Below are 18,234 nucleotides of genomic sequence, written 5' to 3'. Positions count from 1 at the left end.
GACAATCCTGCGCATGGATGTCACTTCTTGTTGTCCGTGTCGGTGAAGTCCCTACCATTCCCATACTCTGTTTCCGCGGTCCTGCTGAGGCTGTTGACCTCCTGCTTGGTGAGTCCCTCCGATTCGGCCCAGGCCAACAGCGGAATCATGGCTCGATTTTCACCAGCGGTGCGCGCATCGTCCAGGCTCTCGATGGCTTTTGCGCTGTTGTCATACTGGTTCGCCTGCAGCCAGTCCATCATTTGCGTCTCCATTTGTGTCTCCACGGCGCCGCCTATGGTCTCGATGGCGACCGGGACGAGGATGGCGCCGATGCCCGTGCCGGTAACCAGAGCCGTGCCCACCCCCACCCCGGCCCCGACCACCGCAGAGGTGACGTAACTGCGCCACGCGGCCTGTTTCTGCAGTTCGAGGTTCTGCCTTTCGGCGTCATCGGCAAACTCCTTGCCGATCGCCTCGGATCGGGCTTCATCAAGAGCCCCGTGCATGTAGACGCTTTGCGTGCCGATGAGCGCCGCTTCGGTGGCGTCACCCGTTGAGGCCATCATGCTGGTGGCGTACAACTGCTGTGCGGCGGACATCGTCTCGTAGGCATCCGGGTCAGACGCCAGGGCGCGCAGGAAGGAACGGCTGGCGCCGCGGTCGAAGTCCTTGAGGTGGTAGCGGTCCTTCTCGTAGACCTCGTCACGTCCGCTCGGCTCTCCACTGCCGCCGAAGTTCGCCACCGAGTAGTTCAGGCTGTCGATGTGTCCGGCTGCCATGCGCGCCAGGCTCGGTCGGATGCCGTCTTGGGCGTCGATGGTGTCCGAGGACCCGTAGTACCCGACCAGGCGGTCCATCAAGGTGAGGCGGGACTCTCGTTCCTTTGCGTCCTGAGAGGTGCCGAGAGTCGGCGCCTGTGGGTTCGCCGCGTCGTGTGGATATCCGAGTGTCGCGGCTTCAAGCGCGTGGCCCAAGTATTCGTAGCCGGGTGTCTTTCCGTTGAAGTCGGTCGGCCAGACGCGGGGAAGTTCGCTTTCAGGCGACTTGTCCACCAGGTAGTCGAAATTGGAGATCAGGTGCAAGCCGTTCCTGCCGCCCGTCTCTCCATGGAAGAAGTCGAGCGACGCCTCGGGGTTTCGCGAGAGCGCCTGAAGGAACCCGTGCATCGGGTCGCCGGCAGTGAGCGGGGAGGCGTTCCTCGGGTAGTCGAGCTGCTGCTGCGGGGAAAGGTTCCACAGGTTCTTCGTGCCGCCGTGCCCGGGATTGGAACGCTCGAACTCGATGATCTTGGTGCCGTACGAGGTGAGGAAGCGCGTGTCCCAGGTGCCGTGGCGCATCAGGGCGCTGGTCACCTGGAAGCCATAGGGGCCGTAGGCCCCCAAACGGTCATCGCCCGCGGCGATGACGCCACTCTTCCATGAGGCCATCGCCGGTGAGGTGCCGTGGCTGGCGGTGGCGAGAGTGGTGCCGAGGAATTTCTGTGTGTCTGCCAGGAGGTCCGCGCGTGCGTTGCCTGGACGAGGTCCCCGATGCGGCCCGCCGGCGAGGTCACGCCAGAGTTCCAGAGAGCCTACGGACCCCAGGCGAGTCGCGAAGTTCTCCGCGAAGGCCGGATTGTCACGGTGCTGGCGGATCAGCGTGTTGAACCGCTTCAGCTCGGCGTCGGTCATCTCAGGACCCTTGGCGGCGAGCTGGAGAGCGGCCTTCAGGTCGGCGAGGCCCTGCACCCTGTCGGCATCCTTGAGGCTGCGGTAACCCGTCTCGTCGAAGTCATGAGTGCTTCGGGCATGGCGGTACAGTGCGCGGCTGGCGATCCGGTCGGCCTCCGATGCGGCCTCGAGAATGGCGGCGATCTCAGTCGCGGCCGCCTGGAGGCGCTCCGGCGGCACGGGCTCGACTGACGACGAGTTGTCGGCGTGCCGTGCCACCCCGTGTGCCCGGCCTTGAATGTCGAAATGGATTTTCTCCCCGCGCCAGCGGTCGACAGCTGCCTTGAGCGCTCGCTGCTGCCCGGCCAGCGCCGTGTGGGCGTCGCGGAGCACTGCGTGGATGCTGCGGGCCTCGGTGAGGATGTCGGTGAACTGGGCGGCGGTCTTCGTCGTGAACGCCTTGGTGACGGTGGCGTTGTCACCCTTCCAGTCCGCCGCCCGCGCCTTGGCGGCGAAGTCCGCTGCGTTCACGCCGCCGTCGTCGCCGTGAGCGAGTGCCGTGAGTTTGCGGACCGTCTGCTCCCAATGGCTGACCGCCGTGCCCAGTTTCCCCAGGCGCAGATCCTGAAGCTCCTGCAGATTGACCATCGTCCGACGCTGCTCCCTTACTTGATCGCGTCCCAGATGCGGGACACGGGCATGTCGGCCGCGACCTTCTGGTCGTCCTTGGCATGGACCGCCCGCGAGTAGTCCAGGTGGTTGGAGATGTGCGCGCACGCGTCCTTCAGCGTGGCCAGCTTGGTGGTCCACGCGTCGTGCACCGCGCTCATGGCGCCGCCCAGGTCGAGACCGTCTGCGGTCAGTTCGGACGCGGCCTCGGCGGTGGCCGCGCGGGCGTGGTCGCCGTCGCGGGAGACCCGGTCGCGGAGTTCCCGCGCCATGTCGCCGATGGCGCCGAGGACCTTGTCGTGGACGACGAGATCCGGGCTCACGGCCGGCCCCTGCGCGTCAGGCGGCAGTTGGTTGAGCCGCATGCGGGTGGTCGCGTCCTTCTTCGCCTGTTCCCACTCGTCCCATGCCATCGGCGCCCCCAGGTTGCTTCTCGGCGTGGTTGCTGTCCGTCACGTCCCTATCACGCCAACGTATCGCCGGGGTGTGGTCGGGCCCCAAGGGTGGCCGGATCACGGCGAGTTGCCGAGACGTGGGCCGGAAGGTCCCGCTCGGGCGCTGCTGGGCGATGGTGCGCGCGACAGTGACCGCGCCCCTCAGCGGTGGGGCCAGGCGTGGTCGCGTGCGGGTCGACCTGCTGGCTTGCTTCGAGCCTGCCGTTCAGCGAAGCGACTTCTCGACGGCCTCGACACACCTGCTGCAACCGAACTCGCCGTACCCGACCGGAGCTTACGGGCGGGCGCGCCGCGCGTGGGCGATCGCGCGCCACGGCACCAGGCCGCTCACGCCGCCTTCAGCGCGGCCACCTCTCGGGCGCGTTCCTCCAGGTGGCGGGCGGCGGGCAGCGTGCGGTACGGGGGCAGGGCCCGCAGAAGCGTCGCCAGGTGGGCGTCGCCCCGCGCGGACGTCAGGCCCAGGTACGCGTCCAGGAACGTGTGCCACGTCCCGCACGCCGCCTCCACGTGCCGCATCCGGAACTGCCGTTCCGCGATCACGCCCAGGCAGTGCAGGCGCCCCTCCCGCTCCTCCCCGGCGCGGGCCGCGTTGGAGCGGCGCAGGCTCCTGACCGAGCCCTCACCGTCGCCCAGGCACCACCTGACGTGCGCCTCGTGGAAGAAGTACGCCGCCTCGTCGTAGCCGCCGACCGCGTCCCGCCGGTTGTCCGCCTTGGCCAGCGCCGCCTCCGTCTCGCCCAGGCGGGCCAGCGCGCCGCGCCGGTCGCCCACCATCGCGGAGGCGTGCGCCTGCTGGCCGCGCAGGAACGCCACGAGCCGCGGCCCCGCCGAAGGCGCCGCGGCGGCGGCCCCGTCGGCCAGCTCCAGCGCCCTCGGCCCGTACCCGAGGTGCGACGCCTGGAGGCTCATGCCGCGCAGGGTCCGGCAGTACGTGACGTGGTCCTCCGCCTCGCCCGCCAGCCGCAGCGCCTTGAGGTAGTACCGCTGCCCGAGGCCCTGCCGCTCCTCGTACATGGCCATCCAGCCGGTCAGATAGACCAGGTCGGCCGCCGCGGCGCGCATGTCGCGCCGTACGCGCTCGGGGCCGGACGCCCGCAGGTACGGGCCGACCGTGTTGGCCAGGAACGCGGCGGCCATGGGCCGGGCGTGCCCGGCGCCGATCTCGTCCAGGATCTCCGCGACCTTGTCCGTCATACGCCGCACGGTCGCCACGTCGCCGCCCCCGATCCGCACGGCCCTCCCCGCCCGCACCGCCTCGGCCCGCCCCACCAGCTCCCAAAACCCCGGCACCAGCAAGGTCGCGCTGTACAACCCGGCCCCGAGCACACCCCGCCGTGACGGGTCCATGTCGGCCAGGCTCAGCTCCATCACCCCCGTCGCGACATCGGGTTCCGTGCCGGGCCACGCGCTCGCGCCCCAGCCCAGCTCGGCAGTCGTGACCGGGCGGCCCAGCAGTCGCCCCAGCGCCTCCGCCACGGCGGGGCGCGCCTCCACCTTCGGCACGCTTCCCTTCAGCCAGTGGGAGACGGCGGACTTGTCGTATCGCAGCCGCAGCCCGAGTTCCGTGCCCGCCGCGTTCACCTTGCGGGCGAGCTGTTCGTTGCCGATGCCGGCCTCGGCCATCAGCCGCGCCAGCGCCTCGTTGGGTGTGCGTGTCCGTACCGCCATCGCCGAACCCCCGAGCGTTCAACCCGTTCAACCGGACCTCCAGAGTGCCCGGTTCTCCTTGGGGCCGTACCCGCGTTGGATGAATGTCAGCCGCACGGGGTGATGGCCGAGGGCGCCGCCCCCCTGCCGGTTCCTCACGCCTATTCCACCGGGGACGTACATGACGAATACACAGGTCTCTCACGCGCCGGACGCGCCTCCACCGTCGAGCGCCTGCCAGATCGCCGACGACGTGGAGCTCGCGCTCCTGCTCGCCTCCGCACGACCCACCGGGGACCTGGCCGACGGGGTGCGGGAGCGGTTGCGGGGGTACATCCGGGGCCGCGCCCCGGGCGCCGAGGGGCGGGCGCGAGGGCTGGCCGACGGGCGGGAGCGGGACATCGCCGTGCGAGGGATCGCGCACGCGCGGGCCGTCGCCGAGGACCCCGTGCACGACCCCGCCGCGAACCTGCGCCTCCTCGCCATGGGCGTGCGCATGATCCTCCGGTACGGCTCCGAGGGCACCGGAGTCGTACGGTGAGCCCCGCGTCGCTCACGCCCGGCGCCCGGGTGGTCGACACGGCCCGCATGAAGGTCGCCACCGTCACCGGGCCGCCCGACCGGGGCGGCTGGTACCCGCTGAGCGGGGTCTACGTGGACGCCTCGTGGCGGGCCCGCGCGCTGACCCTCGTACCGCTGCCGCCGCTGCGCGACGAAAACCGGTTGGGGGCGTCGGGGTGGGGCTGGTAGGCAGAGGGGGGCCGCTTCTTCGCGGGGTCCCTCACGGGGGTGGGGACCCGGCGGAGGAACGGTTCCCGCATATCCCCCTTTATTGCGCCGCGGAATTCCAGATTCCTTGAGCCTTTCTTGAGCTTTCCTCCCGGGTGCGCCGAGCTCATTCTTTTCGCTTTACGAGTGCCCTGCGCTGTCGTAGTGTTCTTCCCGGCCGCAGGGGAATGCGGCCGCCACACAATTGTGCACGGGGAAGAGTTCAAGTGAATAAAGCGCGAAGCGCCTTCGGCGGCGCTGTGCTCGCGGGTGTCATCGGCCTCACGTCGCTGGCCCCGGCCGTCGCCGCGACGCCGGTGAGCGGGAAGGCCGTGACCGGGCCCACCGCCACCGCCATGGCGGGCAAGGCCCCCATGGTCAGCAAGCCGGACCGCATCAAGCGGCTGGGCAAGCTGACCGTCAAGGGGCAGACCTCCCTCAACGCCTGGTACGCCGGCCTCGGCCAGTACCGGCAGGGGAAGAACCCGTACAAGTTCAACTGGTCGACCGACGGCTGCTCGAAGGCCCCGGAGAAGATTCCGGGCGGTTACGATTTCACGTTCCCATGCCACCGGCATGACTTCGGATACCGGAACTACAAGAGCCTCGTCGGCGTCTCGAAATTCCGCAGCCAGCACAAGAAGCGGATCGACGACGTGTTCCTCCAGGACATGAAGCAGGTCTGCAACGCCCGCTTCTGGGCCGACCCGCTGACCCCGGCCGGCCGGAAGAAGGCGAAGGCCGCCTGCCTCAAGACGGCGGACAAGTACTACGCCGCCGTGCGCGCCCTGGGCTGACGGGACGGCGCGGGGCGGGGCGGTCGCGGGCCGGCCTCCCCTCCCCGCTGCCCGGCCGTCCGCCAGGTGCGCGGCGCCCCGTGGTGACCGTCTTCCGGCGGGTGCCACGGGGCGTTCCTGTTGCCCGGACCGCGCCGGGGCCGGGGCGCCCCGGCCGTGGGCGGTCGGGGCGCCCCGACCGTGGGACGTGCGGGGGCGGAGTCGCGCGGCACGGGCGGCGCATGTGTCCCGGCGCGGGTGTCAGTGGTGCGGCGTAGGCTGAAAGAACCCGGCCCGTACCCCGCGTCGGGTCTTTCGCGTTGCCCACCTCCACATGACCCAGGGACGGAAAGCTCCATGAGCCTGCACGGTCTCCTCGATGCCGTCGTCAAGGACCCCGCCCTCGCGGAGGCCGTCAAGGCCGCCGCCGACGGGCACCGGGCCCATGTCGACCTGGTGGGCCCGCCCGCGGCGCGGCCCTTCGCGGTGGCGGCGCTGGCCAGGGACGCCGGGCGGCCCGTCCTCGCGGTGACCGCGACCGGCCGGGAGGCCGAGGACCTGGCCGCCGCGCTGCGCAGCCTCCTCGACCCCGACCGCGTCGTGGAGTACCCGGCCTGGGAGACCCTGCCGCACGAGCGGCTGTCCCCGCGCAGCGACACCGTCGGGCGGCGCCTCGCCGTGCTGCGGCGCCTCGCGCACCCCTCGCCCGACGACCCCGCGGCCGGCCCCGTCCAGGTGGTCGTCGCGCCGATCCGCTCCGTGCTCCAGCCGCAGGTCAAGGGCCTCGGCGACCTGGAGCCCGTCAGCCTCAGGTCCGGGCAGAGCGCCGACCTGGACGCCGTCGTGGAGGGCCTGGCGGCCGCCGCGTACCAGCGGGTGGAGCTGGTGGAGAAGCGCGGCGAGTTCGCGGTGCGCGGCGGGATCCTGGACGTCTTCCCGCCGACGGAGGAACACCCCGTACGCATCGAGTTCTGGGGCGACGACGTCGAGGAGATCCGCTACTTCAAGGTCGCCGACCAGCGGTCCCTGGAGGTCGCCGAGCACGGCCTGTGGGCGCCGCCCTGCCGTGAGCTGCTGCTGACCCCGCAGGTCAGGGAGCGGGCCGCCGCGCTCGCCGAGGCCCACCCCGAGCTGGGCGAACTGCTCGGCAAGATCGCGGAGGGCATCGCCGTCGAGGGCATGGAGTCCCTTGCCCCGGTCCTCGTCGACGACATGGAGCTGCTCCTCGACGTGCTGCCGCAGGGTTCGATGGCCGTCGTCTGCGACCCCGAGCGGGTGCGGACGCGCGCCTCCGACCTGGTGGCCACCTCGCAGGAGTTCCTCCAGGCGTCGTGGGCGGCCACGGCGGGCGGCGGGGAGGCCCCGATCGACGTGGGCGCCGCGTCCCTGTGGTCGATCGCGGACGTCCGGGACCGGGCCCGCGAGCTGGGCATCCCCTGGTGGTCGGTGTCGCCGTTCGCGCCCGACGCCGAGCTGGAGGCCGACACGATCCAGCTGGGCATGCACGCCCCGGAGGCGTACCGCGGCGACACGGCCCGCGCGCTGGCCGACACCAAGGGCTGGCTCGCCGACGGCTGGCGCACCGTGTACGTGACCGAGGCGCACGGTCCGGCCGCCCGTACGGTCGAGGTGCTCGGCGGCGAGGGCATCGCGGCCCGCCTCGACGGGGAGCTGAAGGACATCACCCCGTCCGTGGTGCACGTCGCGTGCGGCTCCGTCGAGCACGGCTTCGTCGACGCGGGCCTCAAGCTCGCGGTGCTGACGGAGACCGACCTGTCGGGGCAGAAGGCGGCCGGCAAGGACGGCCGCCGGATGCCGACGAGACGCCGCAAGACGATCGACCCGCTCACCCTGGAGCCGGGCGACTACATCGTCCACGAGCAGCACGGCGTCGGCCGGTACATCGAGATGGTCCAGCGGACCGTGCAGGGCGCCACCCGCGAGTACCTCCTCGTCGAGTACGCCCCCGCCAAGCGCGGCCAGCCCGGCGACCGGCTGTACATCCCGACCGACCAGCTGGAGCAGGTCACCAAGTACGTCGGCGGCGAGGCGCCCACCCTGCACCGGCTCGGCGGCGCCGACTGGACCAAGACGAAGGCGCGCGCGAAGAAGGCCGTCAAGGAGATCGCCGCCGACCTGATCAAGCTGTACTCGGCGCGGATGGCGGCGCCCGGCCACGCCTTCGGCCCCGACACCCCCTGGCAGCGGGAGCTGGAGGACGCCTTCCCGTACGCCGAGACGCCCGACCAGCTGTCCACCATCGCCGAGGTGAAGGAGGACATGGAGAAGTCGGTCCCCATGGACCGGCTGATCTGCGGCGACGTCGGCTACGGCAAGACGGAGATCGCCGTGCGGGCCGCGTTCAAGGCCGTGCAGGACGGCAAGCAGGTCGCCGTCCTCGTCCCGACGACGCTGCTCGTGCAGCAGCACTTCGGCACGTTCTCGGAGCGGTACGCGCAGTTCCCCGTCGTGGTGAAGGCCCTGTCCCGCTTCCAGTCCGACGCGGAGGCCAAGGCGACGCTGGAGGGGCTGCGGGAGGGCTCCGTCGACGTCGTCATCGGCACGCACCGGCTGTTCTCGTCCGAGACGAAGTTCAAGGACCTCGGCCTGGTCATCGTGGACGAGGAGCAGCGGTTCGGCGTCGAGCACAAGGAGCAGCTGAAGAAGCTCCGCGCCAACGTCGACGTGCTGACGATGTCCGCGACGCCCATCCCGCGCACCCTGGAGATGGCCGTCACCGGCATCCGCGAGATGTCCACCATCACCACCCCGCCCGAGGAGCGGCACCCGGTCCTCACCTTCGTCGGCCCGTACGAGGAGAAGCAGATCGGCGCCGCGATCCGCCGCGAACTCCTCCGCGAGGGCCAGGTCTTCTACATCCACAACCGGGTCGAGTCCATCGACCGGGCCGCCGCGCGGCTGCGCGAGATCGTCCCCGAGGCGCGGATCGCGACGGCCCACGGCCAGATGTCGGAACAGGCCCTGGAGCAGGTCGTCGTGGACTTCTGGGAGAAGAAGTTCGACGTCCTCGTCTCCACCACCATCGTCGAGTCCGGCATCGACATCTCCAACGCCAACACCCTGATCGTGGAGCGCGGCGACAACTTCGGCCTGTCGCAGCTGCACCAGCTGCGCGGCCGCGTCGGCCGGGGCCGCGAGCGCGGCTACGCGTACTTCCTCTACCCGCCGGAGAAGCCGCTCACGGAGACCGCGCACGAACGCCTCGCCACGATCGCCCAGCACACCGAGATGGGCGCCGGCATGTACGTCGCCATGAAGGACCTGGAGATCCGCGGCGCGGGCAACCTGCTGGGCGGCGAGCAGTCCGGCCACATCGCCGGTGTCGGCTTCGACCTGTACGTACGGATGGTGGGCGAGGCCGTCGCCGACTACCGGGCCTCCCTGGAGGGCGGCGTGGAGGAGGAGCCGCCGCTGGAGGTCAAGATCGAGCTGCCGGTCGACGCGCACGTCCCGCACGACTACGCGCCGGGCGAGCGGCTGCGCCTCCAGGCGTACCGGGCGATCGCCTCCGCCAACTCGGAGGAGGACATCAAGGCCGTACGCGAGGAGCTCACCGACCGGTACGGCAAGCTGCCCGAGCCGGTCGAGAACCTCCTCCTCGTGGCGGGCCTGCGGATGCTGGCGCGGGCCTGCGGGGTCGGTGAGATCGTCCTGCAGGGCAACAACATCCGCTTCGCGCCCGTGGAGCTGCGCGAGTCGCAGGAGCTGCGGCTGAAGCGGCTGTACCCGCGCACGGTCATCAAGGCCCCGGCCCGCCAGATCCTGGTGCCGCGCCCCACGACCGGCACGATCGGCGGCAAGCCGGTGGTGGGCCGCGAACTGCTGGCGTGGACGGGCGAGTTCCTGACGACGATCCTGGGGTCGTAGGGGTCGTAGGGGTCGTAGGGGCCGTAGGCGTTGTAGGGGCTTTCCCGGGGGCGTACGGGGAGCAGGGGCCCTACGGTGGCTGGTGCGCGGCCTCCTAGGATCGTCCCCATGCCGACCGCAGCCCGTGCCGCCGCCCGCCGTCCCCTCGTCTGCGCGGTCGTGGCCGCCGCGCTCGCCGTCTCCGGCTGCGACACGGCCGGGCAGGGCGGGGCCTCCGACACCGGCGGGCGCGGCGGCGGGGCGCCCGGCTCGGCGCTGGCCGCCGTCGACACGCTGACCGTCAAGGGCCGGGCGCCCAGGACCGGTTACGAGCGGGAGAAGTTCGGCCGCCCCTGGGCCGACACGGACGGCAACGGCTGCGGGACCCGCGAGGACATCCTCGTACGGGACGCGACCGAAGTGCGCCACAAGGACGGCGACCGCTGCAAGGTGGCGCGCGGCACCATCGCCGCCGACCCGTACACGGGGCGCAGGATCGAGTTCCGGCGCGGGGACGGCAAGGTGGACATAGACCATGTGGTGGCCCTGTCGGACGCCTGGCAGAAGGGCGCCCACCGGTGGGACGCGGAGAAGCGGCTGCGGTTCGCCAACGACCCGCTGAACCTGCTCGCCGTCGACTCGTCCGCCAACCGCCGCAAGGGCGACGGCGACACGGCGACCTGGCTGCCGCCCTCGAAGGCGTACCGCTGCCCGTACGTGGCGCGGCAGGTCGCGGTGAAGAAGAAGTACGGGGTGTGGGTCACCGCCGCCGAGCGGGACGCGATGCGCCGGGTGCTCGGCGGCTGCCCGGACGAGCCGCTGCCGGCGTCCTGACGCACCGGATGCCGGGGCCCTGAGCCCTTCTCGCCGCACCTGCCTCCGGTCGCGCGGACGCACCTGCCTCCGGCCGCGCGGCCCGGCACCCGGCCGTCGGCCACGCGGACCGCACCTGCCTCCGGCCGCGCGGACCGCACTGGTCACCGGCCCTGAAATCGCGTGGCGGCGCCGAGCGGCCGCGCCTAGCCTCGGCGGCATGGAGTTGAAGATCGTCAGTCTGGCCGAGCGGCCGGACCTGCTGGACGCGCTGTGGGCGATGCCCAGCCTGTGGCCCGAGTTCATGGGGCGGGACCTGGTGTCGAACCTCGGCTACGCGTGGATGGCGGCCGAGATCCCCGAGTACGTGTCCCTGGCGCTGGACGAGGACGGGCAGGTCGTGGCCCGGTCCTTCAGCGTGCCGTTCGCACTGGGCGCCGAGGGGCGCGACGGGGTCCTGCCGGAGCGCGGCTGGGACCAGGTGCTGGCGTGGGCGATGCTGGACCGGCGGGACGGCCGGAAGCCGGACACGGTGAGCGCCATCGAGATCTCCGTCGCGCGGGAGCACCTCGGCCGGGGCCTTTCGGGGCGGATGCTCGCCGCGATGCGCGACCGCGCCGGCGAGCGGGGCTTCACGGAGGTGGTGGCGCCGGTGCGGCCCAGCGGCAAGCACCTCGAACCGCGGACGCCGATGGCCGAGTACGCCTTCCGCACGCGGCCGGAGGACGGACTGCCGCAGGACCCGTGGCTGCGGGTCCACGTCCGCGCGGGCGGCGTGATCGACTCGGTCGCCCCGGCGTCCATGACGATCAGCGGCTCGGTGCAGCAGTGGCGCCGGTGGACCGGGCTGCCGTTCGACGGGGACGGGCCGGTGGAGGTGCCGTTCGCGCTGACGCCGGTGCGCTGCGACGCGTCGCACGGGTACGCCGTGTACATCGAGCCGAACGTATGGGTGCGCCACCGGGTGTGAACCCGGCGGCGCGTGTGCCGGAAACAGCCGTGTGCGGCGTGCGGAGGGCCGCACGCCGCACATCCCGCACGGGGCGGTCGGCTCAGAACTTCAGCTCCCACTGCTGGGCCTCGTGCTCGAAGCCCGGCGTCACCTCGACGATGAGGGTCTTGGCGTCGGCGGGGACGCTGAACGCGTAGGTGCCGGTGGCCTTCTGGCCGGGGGCGACCGTGCCGGTGGCGCCGTCCACGCCCTCGTCGAAGATCTGCTCGGCGGCCACGCCGTCCTTGCCCGCGCGGGCCTCCAGGAGGACCGTGTCGGCGTTGAACTTGGCCTTGCTGCCGTTCTCGACGGTCACGGTGACCTTGTAGCCCTTGTTGCCCTCCTCGTGGCCGACGGCGTACTCGCTCGGCTCGAAGGACTTCGCGGCGGAGACGGTGATCTTCAGGTCGTCGTCGTAGATGATCGTGTCGTCGGCGGCCAGGACCTCCGCCGGCGCCGTGCCCTCCGTGCCGCCCGCGTCACCCGCGGCCGCCGAGCCCTTGTCGCCGCCCGCCGGGGCCTTCGGAGCGGTCTTCGACAGCTCCTTGTTGATGTCGTCCACGGCCTTGTCGACGGCCATGGCCGTCATGACGCCGATCACGATGGAGAGGATCAGGCCGATCAGGCCGAGGACCGTGCCGGCGATGGCCACGCCCTTGTTGGTGGCGGCGCCGCGCTTGGCGCGGCCCATGCCGACCGCGCCCAGGATCAGGCCGAGCAGGGCGAGGATGCCGCCCAGCCAGAACAGCAGCGGAATGATCGCGAAGATCACGCCGAGGATGCCGAGCACGAGGCCGGCCGTGCCGAGCCCGTTGCGGGCCGGCTGCGCCGGCGCGGACGGAGCGGGGTGCGGCGCGCCGTACTGCGGCTGCGTGGGGTGGGACATGGGTGCCCTCCGGCAAGACATGAAGGTGTGGGCGGAGCTGCACACAGCCCCGTGAAGCGACGCCGTTAATCAGACCAGAGGTTGTGAACCGAGTCAACACCGATTCACTTCACCGTCTTCACTCACACTGTGAAACAGTGTCATGGGATGACCGCCCTAGGATGCGGACACATCGCGGACGGGAGGAGCGGCCGACGTGCCGGAGAACGCGAACGCAACAGAGGTGACCGCCGCCGAGATCGCCAGGCTGGCGGGGGTGGGCCGCGCCGCCGTCAGCAACTGGCGCCGCCGCCACGCCGACTTCCCCAGACCGGTCGGCGGCACCGAGACCAGCCCGTCCTTCTCCCTGGCCGAGGTGGAGGAGTGGCTCCGCGCCCAGGGCAAGCTCGCCGAAGTGCCCCTGCGCGAGAGGGTCTGGCAGCAGGTCGCCGGCCACCCCGAGGGGGCCGCCACCGCCCTCGTCCACACGGGCTGCGCCCTCCTCCTCGTCCATGAGCTCCCCGCCCTCTGGCCCGCGGGCGACCGGGTCTCCGACGACCGCCTCGCCGCGCTCCTGCCGTCCGTCCTCGACCGCGCCCTCACCGCCCGCCTGGGTCCCCGCCGCCCCGTCGCCACCCCCACCGCCGAGGCGCTCGCCGCGTCCGTGCCGCTGCTGCGCGCCGCCGTCGAACTCGCCGCCGGCACGGGCGGCGCCCCCGCCGCGTACGAGTTCCTGCTCGGCCGCCATCTCGACGCCAACCCGCGGCAGTTCACGCTCACCCCGCCCGGCCCCGCCGCCCTCATGGCCGCCCTCGCCGCCCCGCCCGGCCGCGCCGAGCGCCCCGTCGTCCTCGACCCCGCCTGCGGTACGGGAGCCCTGCTGCGCGCCGTCGAAGCGCCCGCCGCCCTGTACGCGCAGGAAGCCGACCCCGACCTGGCCGCCCTCAGCGCGCTGCGCCTCGCCCTGCACACCGGCGCCGAGGTCCACGCCCGCTCCGGGGACGCTCTGCGCGCCGACGCCCACCCGCGCCTGGCCGCCGACGCGGTCCTGTGCCACCCGCCGTTCAACGAGCGCAACTGGGGCCACGAGGAGCTGGCCTACGACCCGCGCTGGGAGTACGGCTTCCCCGCCCGCACCGAGTCCGAGCTGGCCTGGGTGCAGCACGCCCTCGCCCGCCTCCGCCCCGGCGGCACCGCCGTGCTGCTGATGCCGCCCGCCGCCGCGTCCCGCCGCTCCGGCCGCCGCATCCGCGCCGACCTGCTGCGCCGCGGCGCCCTCCGCGCGGTCGTCGCCCTCCCGGCCGGCGCCGCGCCCCCGTACGGCATCCCCCTCCACCTGTGGGTGCTGCGCAAGCCGGGCGCCACGTCCCCCTCGCCCGAACTGCTGCTGGTCGACGCCTCCGCGTGCGCCGCCGCAGGGCGCGAACGGCTCGACTGGCAGGCCGTCCACACCGCCGTACTGGACGCGTGGAAGCCGTTCGACCGGCACGGCACCGCTCCCGAACGCCCCGGCACCAGCCGCTCCGTGCCCGTCATCGACCTGCTGGACGACGACGTGGACCTGGCGCCCGCCCGCCATCTGCCGCCCCCCGCGGCCGGCGGCGGCGCCTCCGAGCTGGCCACCGTCGCCGACCGGCTCGCCGCGCAACTGCGCCGCACCGCCGAACTGACCCCGCCGCCCGGCCGGATCACCGCCCCGGAGCCGGCGCCCGGAGCCGCCACGGGCACGGCCGCGACCCGCACCCCGGGCGTCACGGTCGGCGAACTCGCCCGCAGCGGCGCCCTGCGCCTCCACGCGGGCGGCACCGGCACCGCGCCCACCCCCGGCCCGGGCACCGCGACGCCCGCCGCCCGCACCCGCGTCCTCACCGAACAGGACGTCCTCACCGGCCAGGAGCCCAGCGGCACCCTCCCCGAAGGCCCCGCGAGCGGCGAGGAGCCGGTGCTGCTGCGCACCGGCGACGTCGTCGTCCCCGTCCTCGGCGGCGGCCCCGTCGCGCGCGTGGTGGACGACTCCACCGCGGGCGCCGCCCTCGGGCGCAACCTGCACCTGCTGCGCCCCGACCCGGCCGCGCTCGACCCGTGGTTCCTCGCCGGGTTCCTGTGCGGCACGGCCAACCAGCGCCAGGCCAGCAGCTACGCCTCCACCGCCACCCGCCTCGACGTGCGCCGCCTGCAACTGCCGCGCCTGCCGCTCGCCGAGCAGCGCCGCTACGGCGAACGGTTCCGCTCGCTCGCCGAGTTCGAGCAGGCCCTGCGCCAGGTGGGCCGCCTCGGGGAGCGACTGGTGCGCGGGATGTACGACGGGCTGACCGACGGCACCCTGGAGGCGTGAGCAACGGCACGGCGGTTCCGTGCAACCCTGCGGCCCTTGTCGGTGTCGCTGTATACGCTCGTCTCCGCAACCGCATCCGACCACCGTTCGTCTCCCCCCACCCGGCCTCCTGGAGGAGCCATGTACGGCCCCGGCCCCGTGCCACCGCGGCGTGGTACGCCGACCCATGTCATATGGCTCCGTGTGCTCTTCGCCGTGCTGCCGCTGCTGAGCTGCGGCTTCCTCGCGGCCGCGGCGCCCCTGAGGCTGGCGGTCGTCACGCGCAGGGCGAGGGACTGGGTCCTGTTCTGCGTGTCGGTGGTCATCACGCTCACCTGCCTGATCCTCATGCCGGACGATGTGGAGACCCTGCAGGCGGACCTCGTGATGGGCTCCCTCCTGCTGCACGCCGCCCTGTACACCGGGTACTTCCTGTACGCGGACATCCGCCACTTCGAGCGGCGCGCGTCCGCCCCCGCCGCCCCGGCGCCCGCTGCGTCGCCGTACGGGACGACCTTCCCGGCGGGCGGCGCGGGCTACGGCTACCCGCCGCAGGCCCGGCAGACGTACCCGGGCGTGCCGCCGGTCGCGATGCCCCCCTACGCCCGGCCCCAGCCGCCCGTGGGAGGCCCGGTCCAGCCGCAGCCGGTCCAGCCGCAACCGGTCCCGCAGCCCGTCCGGCCCCCGCACCAGCAGCCCCAGCCGCAGCCGGTCCAGCCGCAGCCGCAGGGCCAGGCGCAGCCCGCGGCGCCCCGGATCGACCAGGTCCGCGCCGAGCTGGACGAGCTGAGCGACCTCCTCCGCAGGGAGGACGGCGGCCGGTGAACGGACGGGTCATCACCGGCCGGTACGAGCTGGCCACGCTGATCGGCCAGGGCGGCATGGGCCAGGTCTGGACGGCGTACGACCGGCGCCTCGACCGCCGCGTGGCCGTCAAGCTGCTGCGGCCCGACCACATGGCCGCCGCGACCGTCGCCGAGGACATGCGCCGCCGGTTCGTCCGCGAGTGCCGGGTCACCGCGCAGGTGTCCCACCCCGGCCTGGTCACCGTGCACGACGCGGGCAGCGACGGCGACGACCTGTACCTGGTCATGCAGTACGTGGAGGGCGCCGACCTCTCCGACCACCTCGCCGAGCACGAGCCGTACCCGTGGCAGTGGGCCGTCTCGGTCGCCGCGCAGATGTGCGCCGTGCTGGCCGCCGTCCACGCCGTGCCGATCGTCCACCGCGACCTGAAGCCGCGCAACGTGATGGTGAAGCCCGACGGCACGATCACCGTCCTCGACCTGGGCGTCGCGTCCGTCCTGGACACCGACACCACGCGCCTCACCCACACCGGCTCGCCCATCGGCAGCCCCGCCTACATGGCGCCCGAGCAGGCCATGGGCGGCGCCGTCGGCCCGTACACGGACCTGTACGCGCTCGGCATCGTCCTGCACGAACTCCTCAGCGGAAACGTGCCGTTCGCCGGCTCCACCGCCCTGGGCGTCCTCCACCGCCATCTGTACGAGCCGCCGCCGCCCATCCGCGGCCTGCGCCCCGACATCCCGGAGCCGCTGGAGGCCCTGGTGCTGAGGCTCCTCGCCAAGGACCCGCAGCACCGGCCGTCCGGCGCGCAGGAGGTGTACGAGGCGCTCGCCCCCCTGCTGCCGGCGCGCGCCGCCGGGCCGAGCGGCCCCATGGACCCCACCCGGCCGTTCACCCGGCCCCTCGCCCCGTGGCCCGAGCGCGCCACGGCGCCCGCCCCGGCGGTGCAGGTCCCGCCGCCGCCGACCGCCCCGCCGCCGGGCGCGGCGACCGGCGCGGCGTCCACCGGCACGCCCGCGCCCGCCGCCGGCCGGCCCGACGTGGCCGCCGCCGTCGACGAGGTGAAGCGGCTGCTGGGAGAGGGGCGGATCACCCAGGCCGTGGACATCCTCGGCGCGATCCTCCCGGCCGCCGCGGCCGAGCACGGCGAGCACTCGCACGTCGTGCGGGTCCTGCGCAAGCAGTACGCCACGACCCTGATGGACGACGGCCAGTACCGGCGGGCCCTGCCCGAGCTGCGCCGCCTCGCCGCCGACCGGGAGGCCGAGGCGGGCCCGGCCGACCCGCAGACCCTCCAGTACCGCCACGACGTGGCGCTGTGCCTGGAGCAGTCGGGGCAGGCGGCGGAGGCCCTCGCCGAGTACCGGGCGATCCTGCCGTACTACGAGAGCGCCCGGCGGCAGCCCGGCGCCGACCCGAGCCGGGCGTTCGGCATCCGGCACCGGATCGGGCACCTGCTGCTGACGACGGGCGACCACTCGGGCGCCCACCAGCAGCTGCAGAACCTGCTGTACGACACGGAGCGCGCGTACGGGCCGTACCACCCGCTCGCGAACGAACTGCGCCGCGCCCTCACCCACCAGCAGCAGGTCCGCACCTACTGACACGCGGGCCGGCGCCCCGGACCGGGCGCCGGCCCGCGTGCGGACCGCGGACCCCTACGGGGCGGCGAGGTACAGCGAGTCGGCCACCTGGCCCACGGGGCGCAGCCCCGGCACGGGCGCCCCGTCCGCCGGGGCGACCAGCACCGCGCCGTCGGCCGCCAGCTCCCGGGCCTCCTCGCGCGGGGCGTCCAGGATCAGCACGCCGTACCGCCGCTCCCGCACCTCGGGCGCGTCCAGGCCGCCCCGCACCAGCCGCGCGTCCTCGCGTCCGGCCCCGCCGAGCGCCAGGTTCTCCCGCGCCGCGTCCTCGTCCAGCGCGCCGGCCAGCGTCAGCCGCGCCTCCACGCCGTGCCGCCGCAGCATCAGCCGCAGCGCCGCCGCGAACAGCCCGTGGCGGGCGCCGACCTCCAGCACCTCCACCACACCGCCGGACGTCGCGAGCGCACCCCCGCGCACCCCGTCGGCCACCGCCCCGGCGGCCGAGGCGCCGTCGGCCGAGGCGCCGTCGGCCGAGGCGCCGGCCGTCGCGCCGGAGCCGCCGGCCCCGGCGCCCACACCGGCCGGCGCGCCGACGGCGGCCCCCGCCACCGCCCCCGCGGAAGGCGCCGCACCGGCCCGGGCGCCCACCAGCAGCGGCACCGACGCCAGGCGGCCGCACACGTCGGACACCGTCCCGCCGGTCCCGCCCGCGCCCAGCGCCTCCAGCGCCACCAGGTGCCGGTACGCCACCGTGACCTCCGCGCGGGCCCGCTCCCCGGCTTCGCCGGTCACCGTGGCGACCTCGGCGACCAGCCGGTCCACCTGGGTGGGGGTCGGCATCCGGTGGGCGCCGCGGCCGGCCTCGTCGAGCAGCAGCCCGAGCCCGTAGCTCTGCCGCCGCAGATCGGCCACCTCGTGGTGCAGGGCGTCCAGGTCCTTCTGGAACGCGTGCGTGATGCGCTCCATGCGCTGCTCGACCAGGGAGACGGCGGGCCGCAGCAGCCGCCTCGTCAGCGGGTTGCTCAGAAGAGAGGGCATGCGGGGCAAG

Annotated in this window: 14 protein-coding genes; 9 read left to right on the top strand and 5 right to left on the bottom strand. The window is 73.4% G+C overall.

Annotated features, from left to right (window positions below; translation table 11 throughout):
- Positions 1-20: 20 nt before the first annotated feature.
- From ACSUPT_RS11335 to ACSUPT_RS11325, 3 genes are all read right to left on the bottom strand, one after another.
- Positions 21-2,279: a hypothetical protein gene (locus tag ACSUPT_RS11335; RefSeq protein WP_436944177.1), complete on the bottom strand. Its 2,259-nt coding sequence runs from the start codon at positions 2,277-2,279 to the stop codon at positions 21-23.
- A 17-nt stretch (positions 2,280-2,296) separates the two neighbouring features.
- On the bottom strand, positions 2,297-2,713 hold the full coding sequence (locus ACSUPT_RS11330) for a hypothetical protein (RefSeq protein ID WP_351965285.1): 417 nt from the start codon (positions 2,711-2,713) through the stop codon (positions 2,297-2,299).
- A gap of 369 nt (positions 2,714-3,082) precedes the next feature.
- Positions 3,083-4,423, bottom strand: a complete 1,341-nt coding sequence (locus ACSUPT_RS11325) for a hypothetical protein (RefSeq protein WP_436944176.1) — start codon at positions 4,421-4,423, stop codon at positions 3,083-3,085.
- A 160-nt stretch (positions 4,424-4,583) separates the two neighbouring features.
- On the opposite strand from ACSUPT_RS11325, the gene ACSUPT_RS11320 reads away from it, so the two are divergent.
- From ACSUPT_RS11320 to ACSUPT_RS11295, 6 genes are all read left to right on the top strand, one after another.
- Positions 4,584-4,943 (top strand): DUF6415 family natural product biosynthesis protein, encoded by a 360-nt coding sequence (locus ACSUPT_RS11320; RefSeq protein WP_436944175.1) that lies wholly within the window; start codon positions 4,584-4,586, stop codon positions 4,941-4,943.
- Entirely contained in the window at positions 4,940-5,152 is a 213-nt protein-coding gene (locus ACSUPT_RS11315; protein WP_436944174.1) for a hypothetical protein, read from the top strand. Before ACSUPT_RS11320 ends, ACSUPT_RS11315 begins: the two co-directional genes overlap by 4 nt.
- 245 nt (positions 5,153-5,397) lie before the next feature.
- Complete coding sequence (locus tag ACSUPT_RS11310) at positions 5,398-5,967, top strand: phospholipase (protein WP_351965290.1); 570 nt, start codon at positions 5,398-5,400, stop codon at positions 5,965-5,967.
- A gap of 336 nt (positions 5,968-6,303) precedes the next feature.
- The gene (gene mfd / locus ACSUPT_RS11305; protein ID WP_361664026.1) at positions 6,304-9,834 is read left to right on the top strand and encodes a transcription-repair coupling factor; all 3,531 of its coding nucleotides are present in this window, start codon (positions 6,304-6,306) and stop codon (positions 9,832-9,834) included.
- Positions 9,835-9,942: 108 nt separating this feature from the next.
- The gene (locus ACSUPT_RS11300; protein WP_436944173.1) at positions 9,943-10,647 is read left to right on the top strand and encodes an HNH endonuclease family protein; all 705 of its coding nucleotides are present in this window, start codon (positions 9,943-9,945) and stop codon (positions 10,645-10,647) included.
- A 199-nt stretch (positions 10,648-10,846) separates the two neighbouring features.
- Complete coding sequence (locus ACSUPT_RS11295) at positions 10,847-11,596, top strand: GNAT family N-acetyltransferase (protein ID WP_351965293.1); 750 nt, start codon at positions 10,847-10,849, stop codon at positions 11,594-11,596.
- A gap of 82 nt (positions 11,597-11,678) precedes the next feature.
- On the opposite strand, the gene ACSUPT_RS11290 is transcribed toward ACSUPT_RS11295, so the two are convergent.
- The gene (locus tag ACSUPT_RS11290) at positions 11,679-12,503 is read right to left on the bottom strand and encodes a DUF4190 domain-containing protein (protein WP_361664035.1); all 825 of its coding nucleotides are present in this window, start codon (positions 12,501-12,503) and stop codon (positions 11,679-11,681) included.
- A gap of 196 nt (positions 12,504-12,699) precedes the next feature.
- Between ACSUPT_RS11290 and ACSUPT_RS11285 the strand changes: the two genes are divergently transcribed.
- The 3 genes from ACSUPT_RS11285 to ACSUPT_RS11275 all read left to right on the top strand — a co-directional run bounded on the left by ACSUPT_RS11285 (position 12,700) and on the right by ACSUPT_RS11275 (position 17,207).
- Complete coding sequence (locus tag ACSUPT_RS11285) at positions 12,700-14,817, top strand: N-6 DNA methylase (protein WP_436944172.1); 2,118 nt, start codon at positions 12,700-12,702, stop codon at positions 14,815-14,817.
- Between the two features lie 183 nt (positions 14,818-15,000).
- Positions 15,001-15,621, top strand: a complete 621-nt coding sequence (locus ACSUPT_RS11280; RefSeq protein WP_361664041.1) for a hypothetical protein — start codon at positions 15,001-15,003, stop codon at positions 15,619-15,621.
- Positions 15,618-17,207, top strand: a complete 1,590-nt coding sequence (locus tag ACSUPT_RS11275) for a serine/threonine-protein kinase (protein WP_351965297.1) — start codon at positions 15,618-15,620, stop codon at positions 17,205-17,207. The genes ACSUPT_RS11280 and ACSUPT_RS11275 overlap by 4 nt, the downstream gene beginning before the upstream one ends.
- Positions 17,208-17,261: 54 nt before the next feature.
- On the opposite strand, the gene ACSUPT_RS11270 is transcribed toward ACSUPT_RS11275, so the two are convergent.
- A complete protein-coding gene (locus tag ACSUPT_RS11270) occupies positions 17,262-18,224 on the bottom strand; it encodes a class I SAM-dependent methyltransferase (protein ID WP_436944171.1) in 963 nt (320 codons plus the stop codon).
- Positions 18,225-18,234 lie beyond the last annotated feature (10 nt).

The organism is Streptomyces sp. SudanB25_2051 (assembly GCF_964272635.1).
GTDB lineage: Bacteria > Actinomycetota > Actinomycetes > Streptomycetales > Streptomycetaceae > Streptomyces.
This window is presented reverse-complemented; position numbering and strand designations above follow the sequence as displayed.

What these genes read in the sequence shown, in the direction of transcription:
- ACSUPT_RS11335 (WP_436944177.1), bottom strand. Translation starts at nt 2,279, where the DNA reads ATGGTCAATCTGCAGGAGCTTCAGGATCTGCGCCTGGGGAAACTGGGC.
- ACSUPT_RS11330 (WP_351965285.1), bottom strand. Translation starts at nt 2,713, where the DNA reads ATGGCATGGGACGAGTGGGAACAGGCGAAGAAGGACGCGACCACCCGC.
- ACSUPT_RS11325 (WP_436944176.1), bottom strand. Translation starts at nt 4,423, where the DNA reads ATGGCGGTACGGACACGCACACCCAACGAGGCGCTGGCGCGGCTGATG.
- ACSUPT_RS11320 (WP_436944175.1), top strand. Translation starts at nt 4,584, where the DNA reads ATGACGAATACACAGGTCTCTCACGCGCCGGACGCGCCTCCACCGTCG.
- mfd (WP_361664026.1), top strand. Translation starts at nt 6,304, where the DNA reads ATGAGCCTGCACGGTCTCCTCGATGCCGTCGTCAAGGACCCCGCCCTC.
- ACSUPT_RS11300 (WP_436944173.1), top strand. Translation starts at nt 9,943, where the DNA reads ATGCCGACCGCAGCCCGTGCCGCCGCCCGCCGTCCCCTCGTCTGCGCG.
- ACSUPT_RS11295 (WP_351965293.1), top strand. Translation starts at nt 10,847, where the DNA reads ATGGAGTTGAAGATCGTCAGTCTGGCCGAGCGGCCGGACCTGCTGGAC.
- ACSUPT_RS11290 (WP_361664035.1), bottom strand. Translation starts at nt 12,503, where the DNA reads ATGTCCCACCCCACGCAGCCGCAGTACGGCGCGCCGCACCCCGCTCCG.
- ACSUPT_RS11270 (WP_436944171.1), bottom strand. Translation starts at nt 18,224, where the DNA reads ATGCCCTCTCTTCTGAGCAACCCGCTGACGAGGCGGCTGCTGCGGCCC.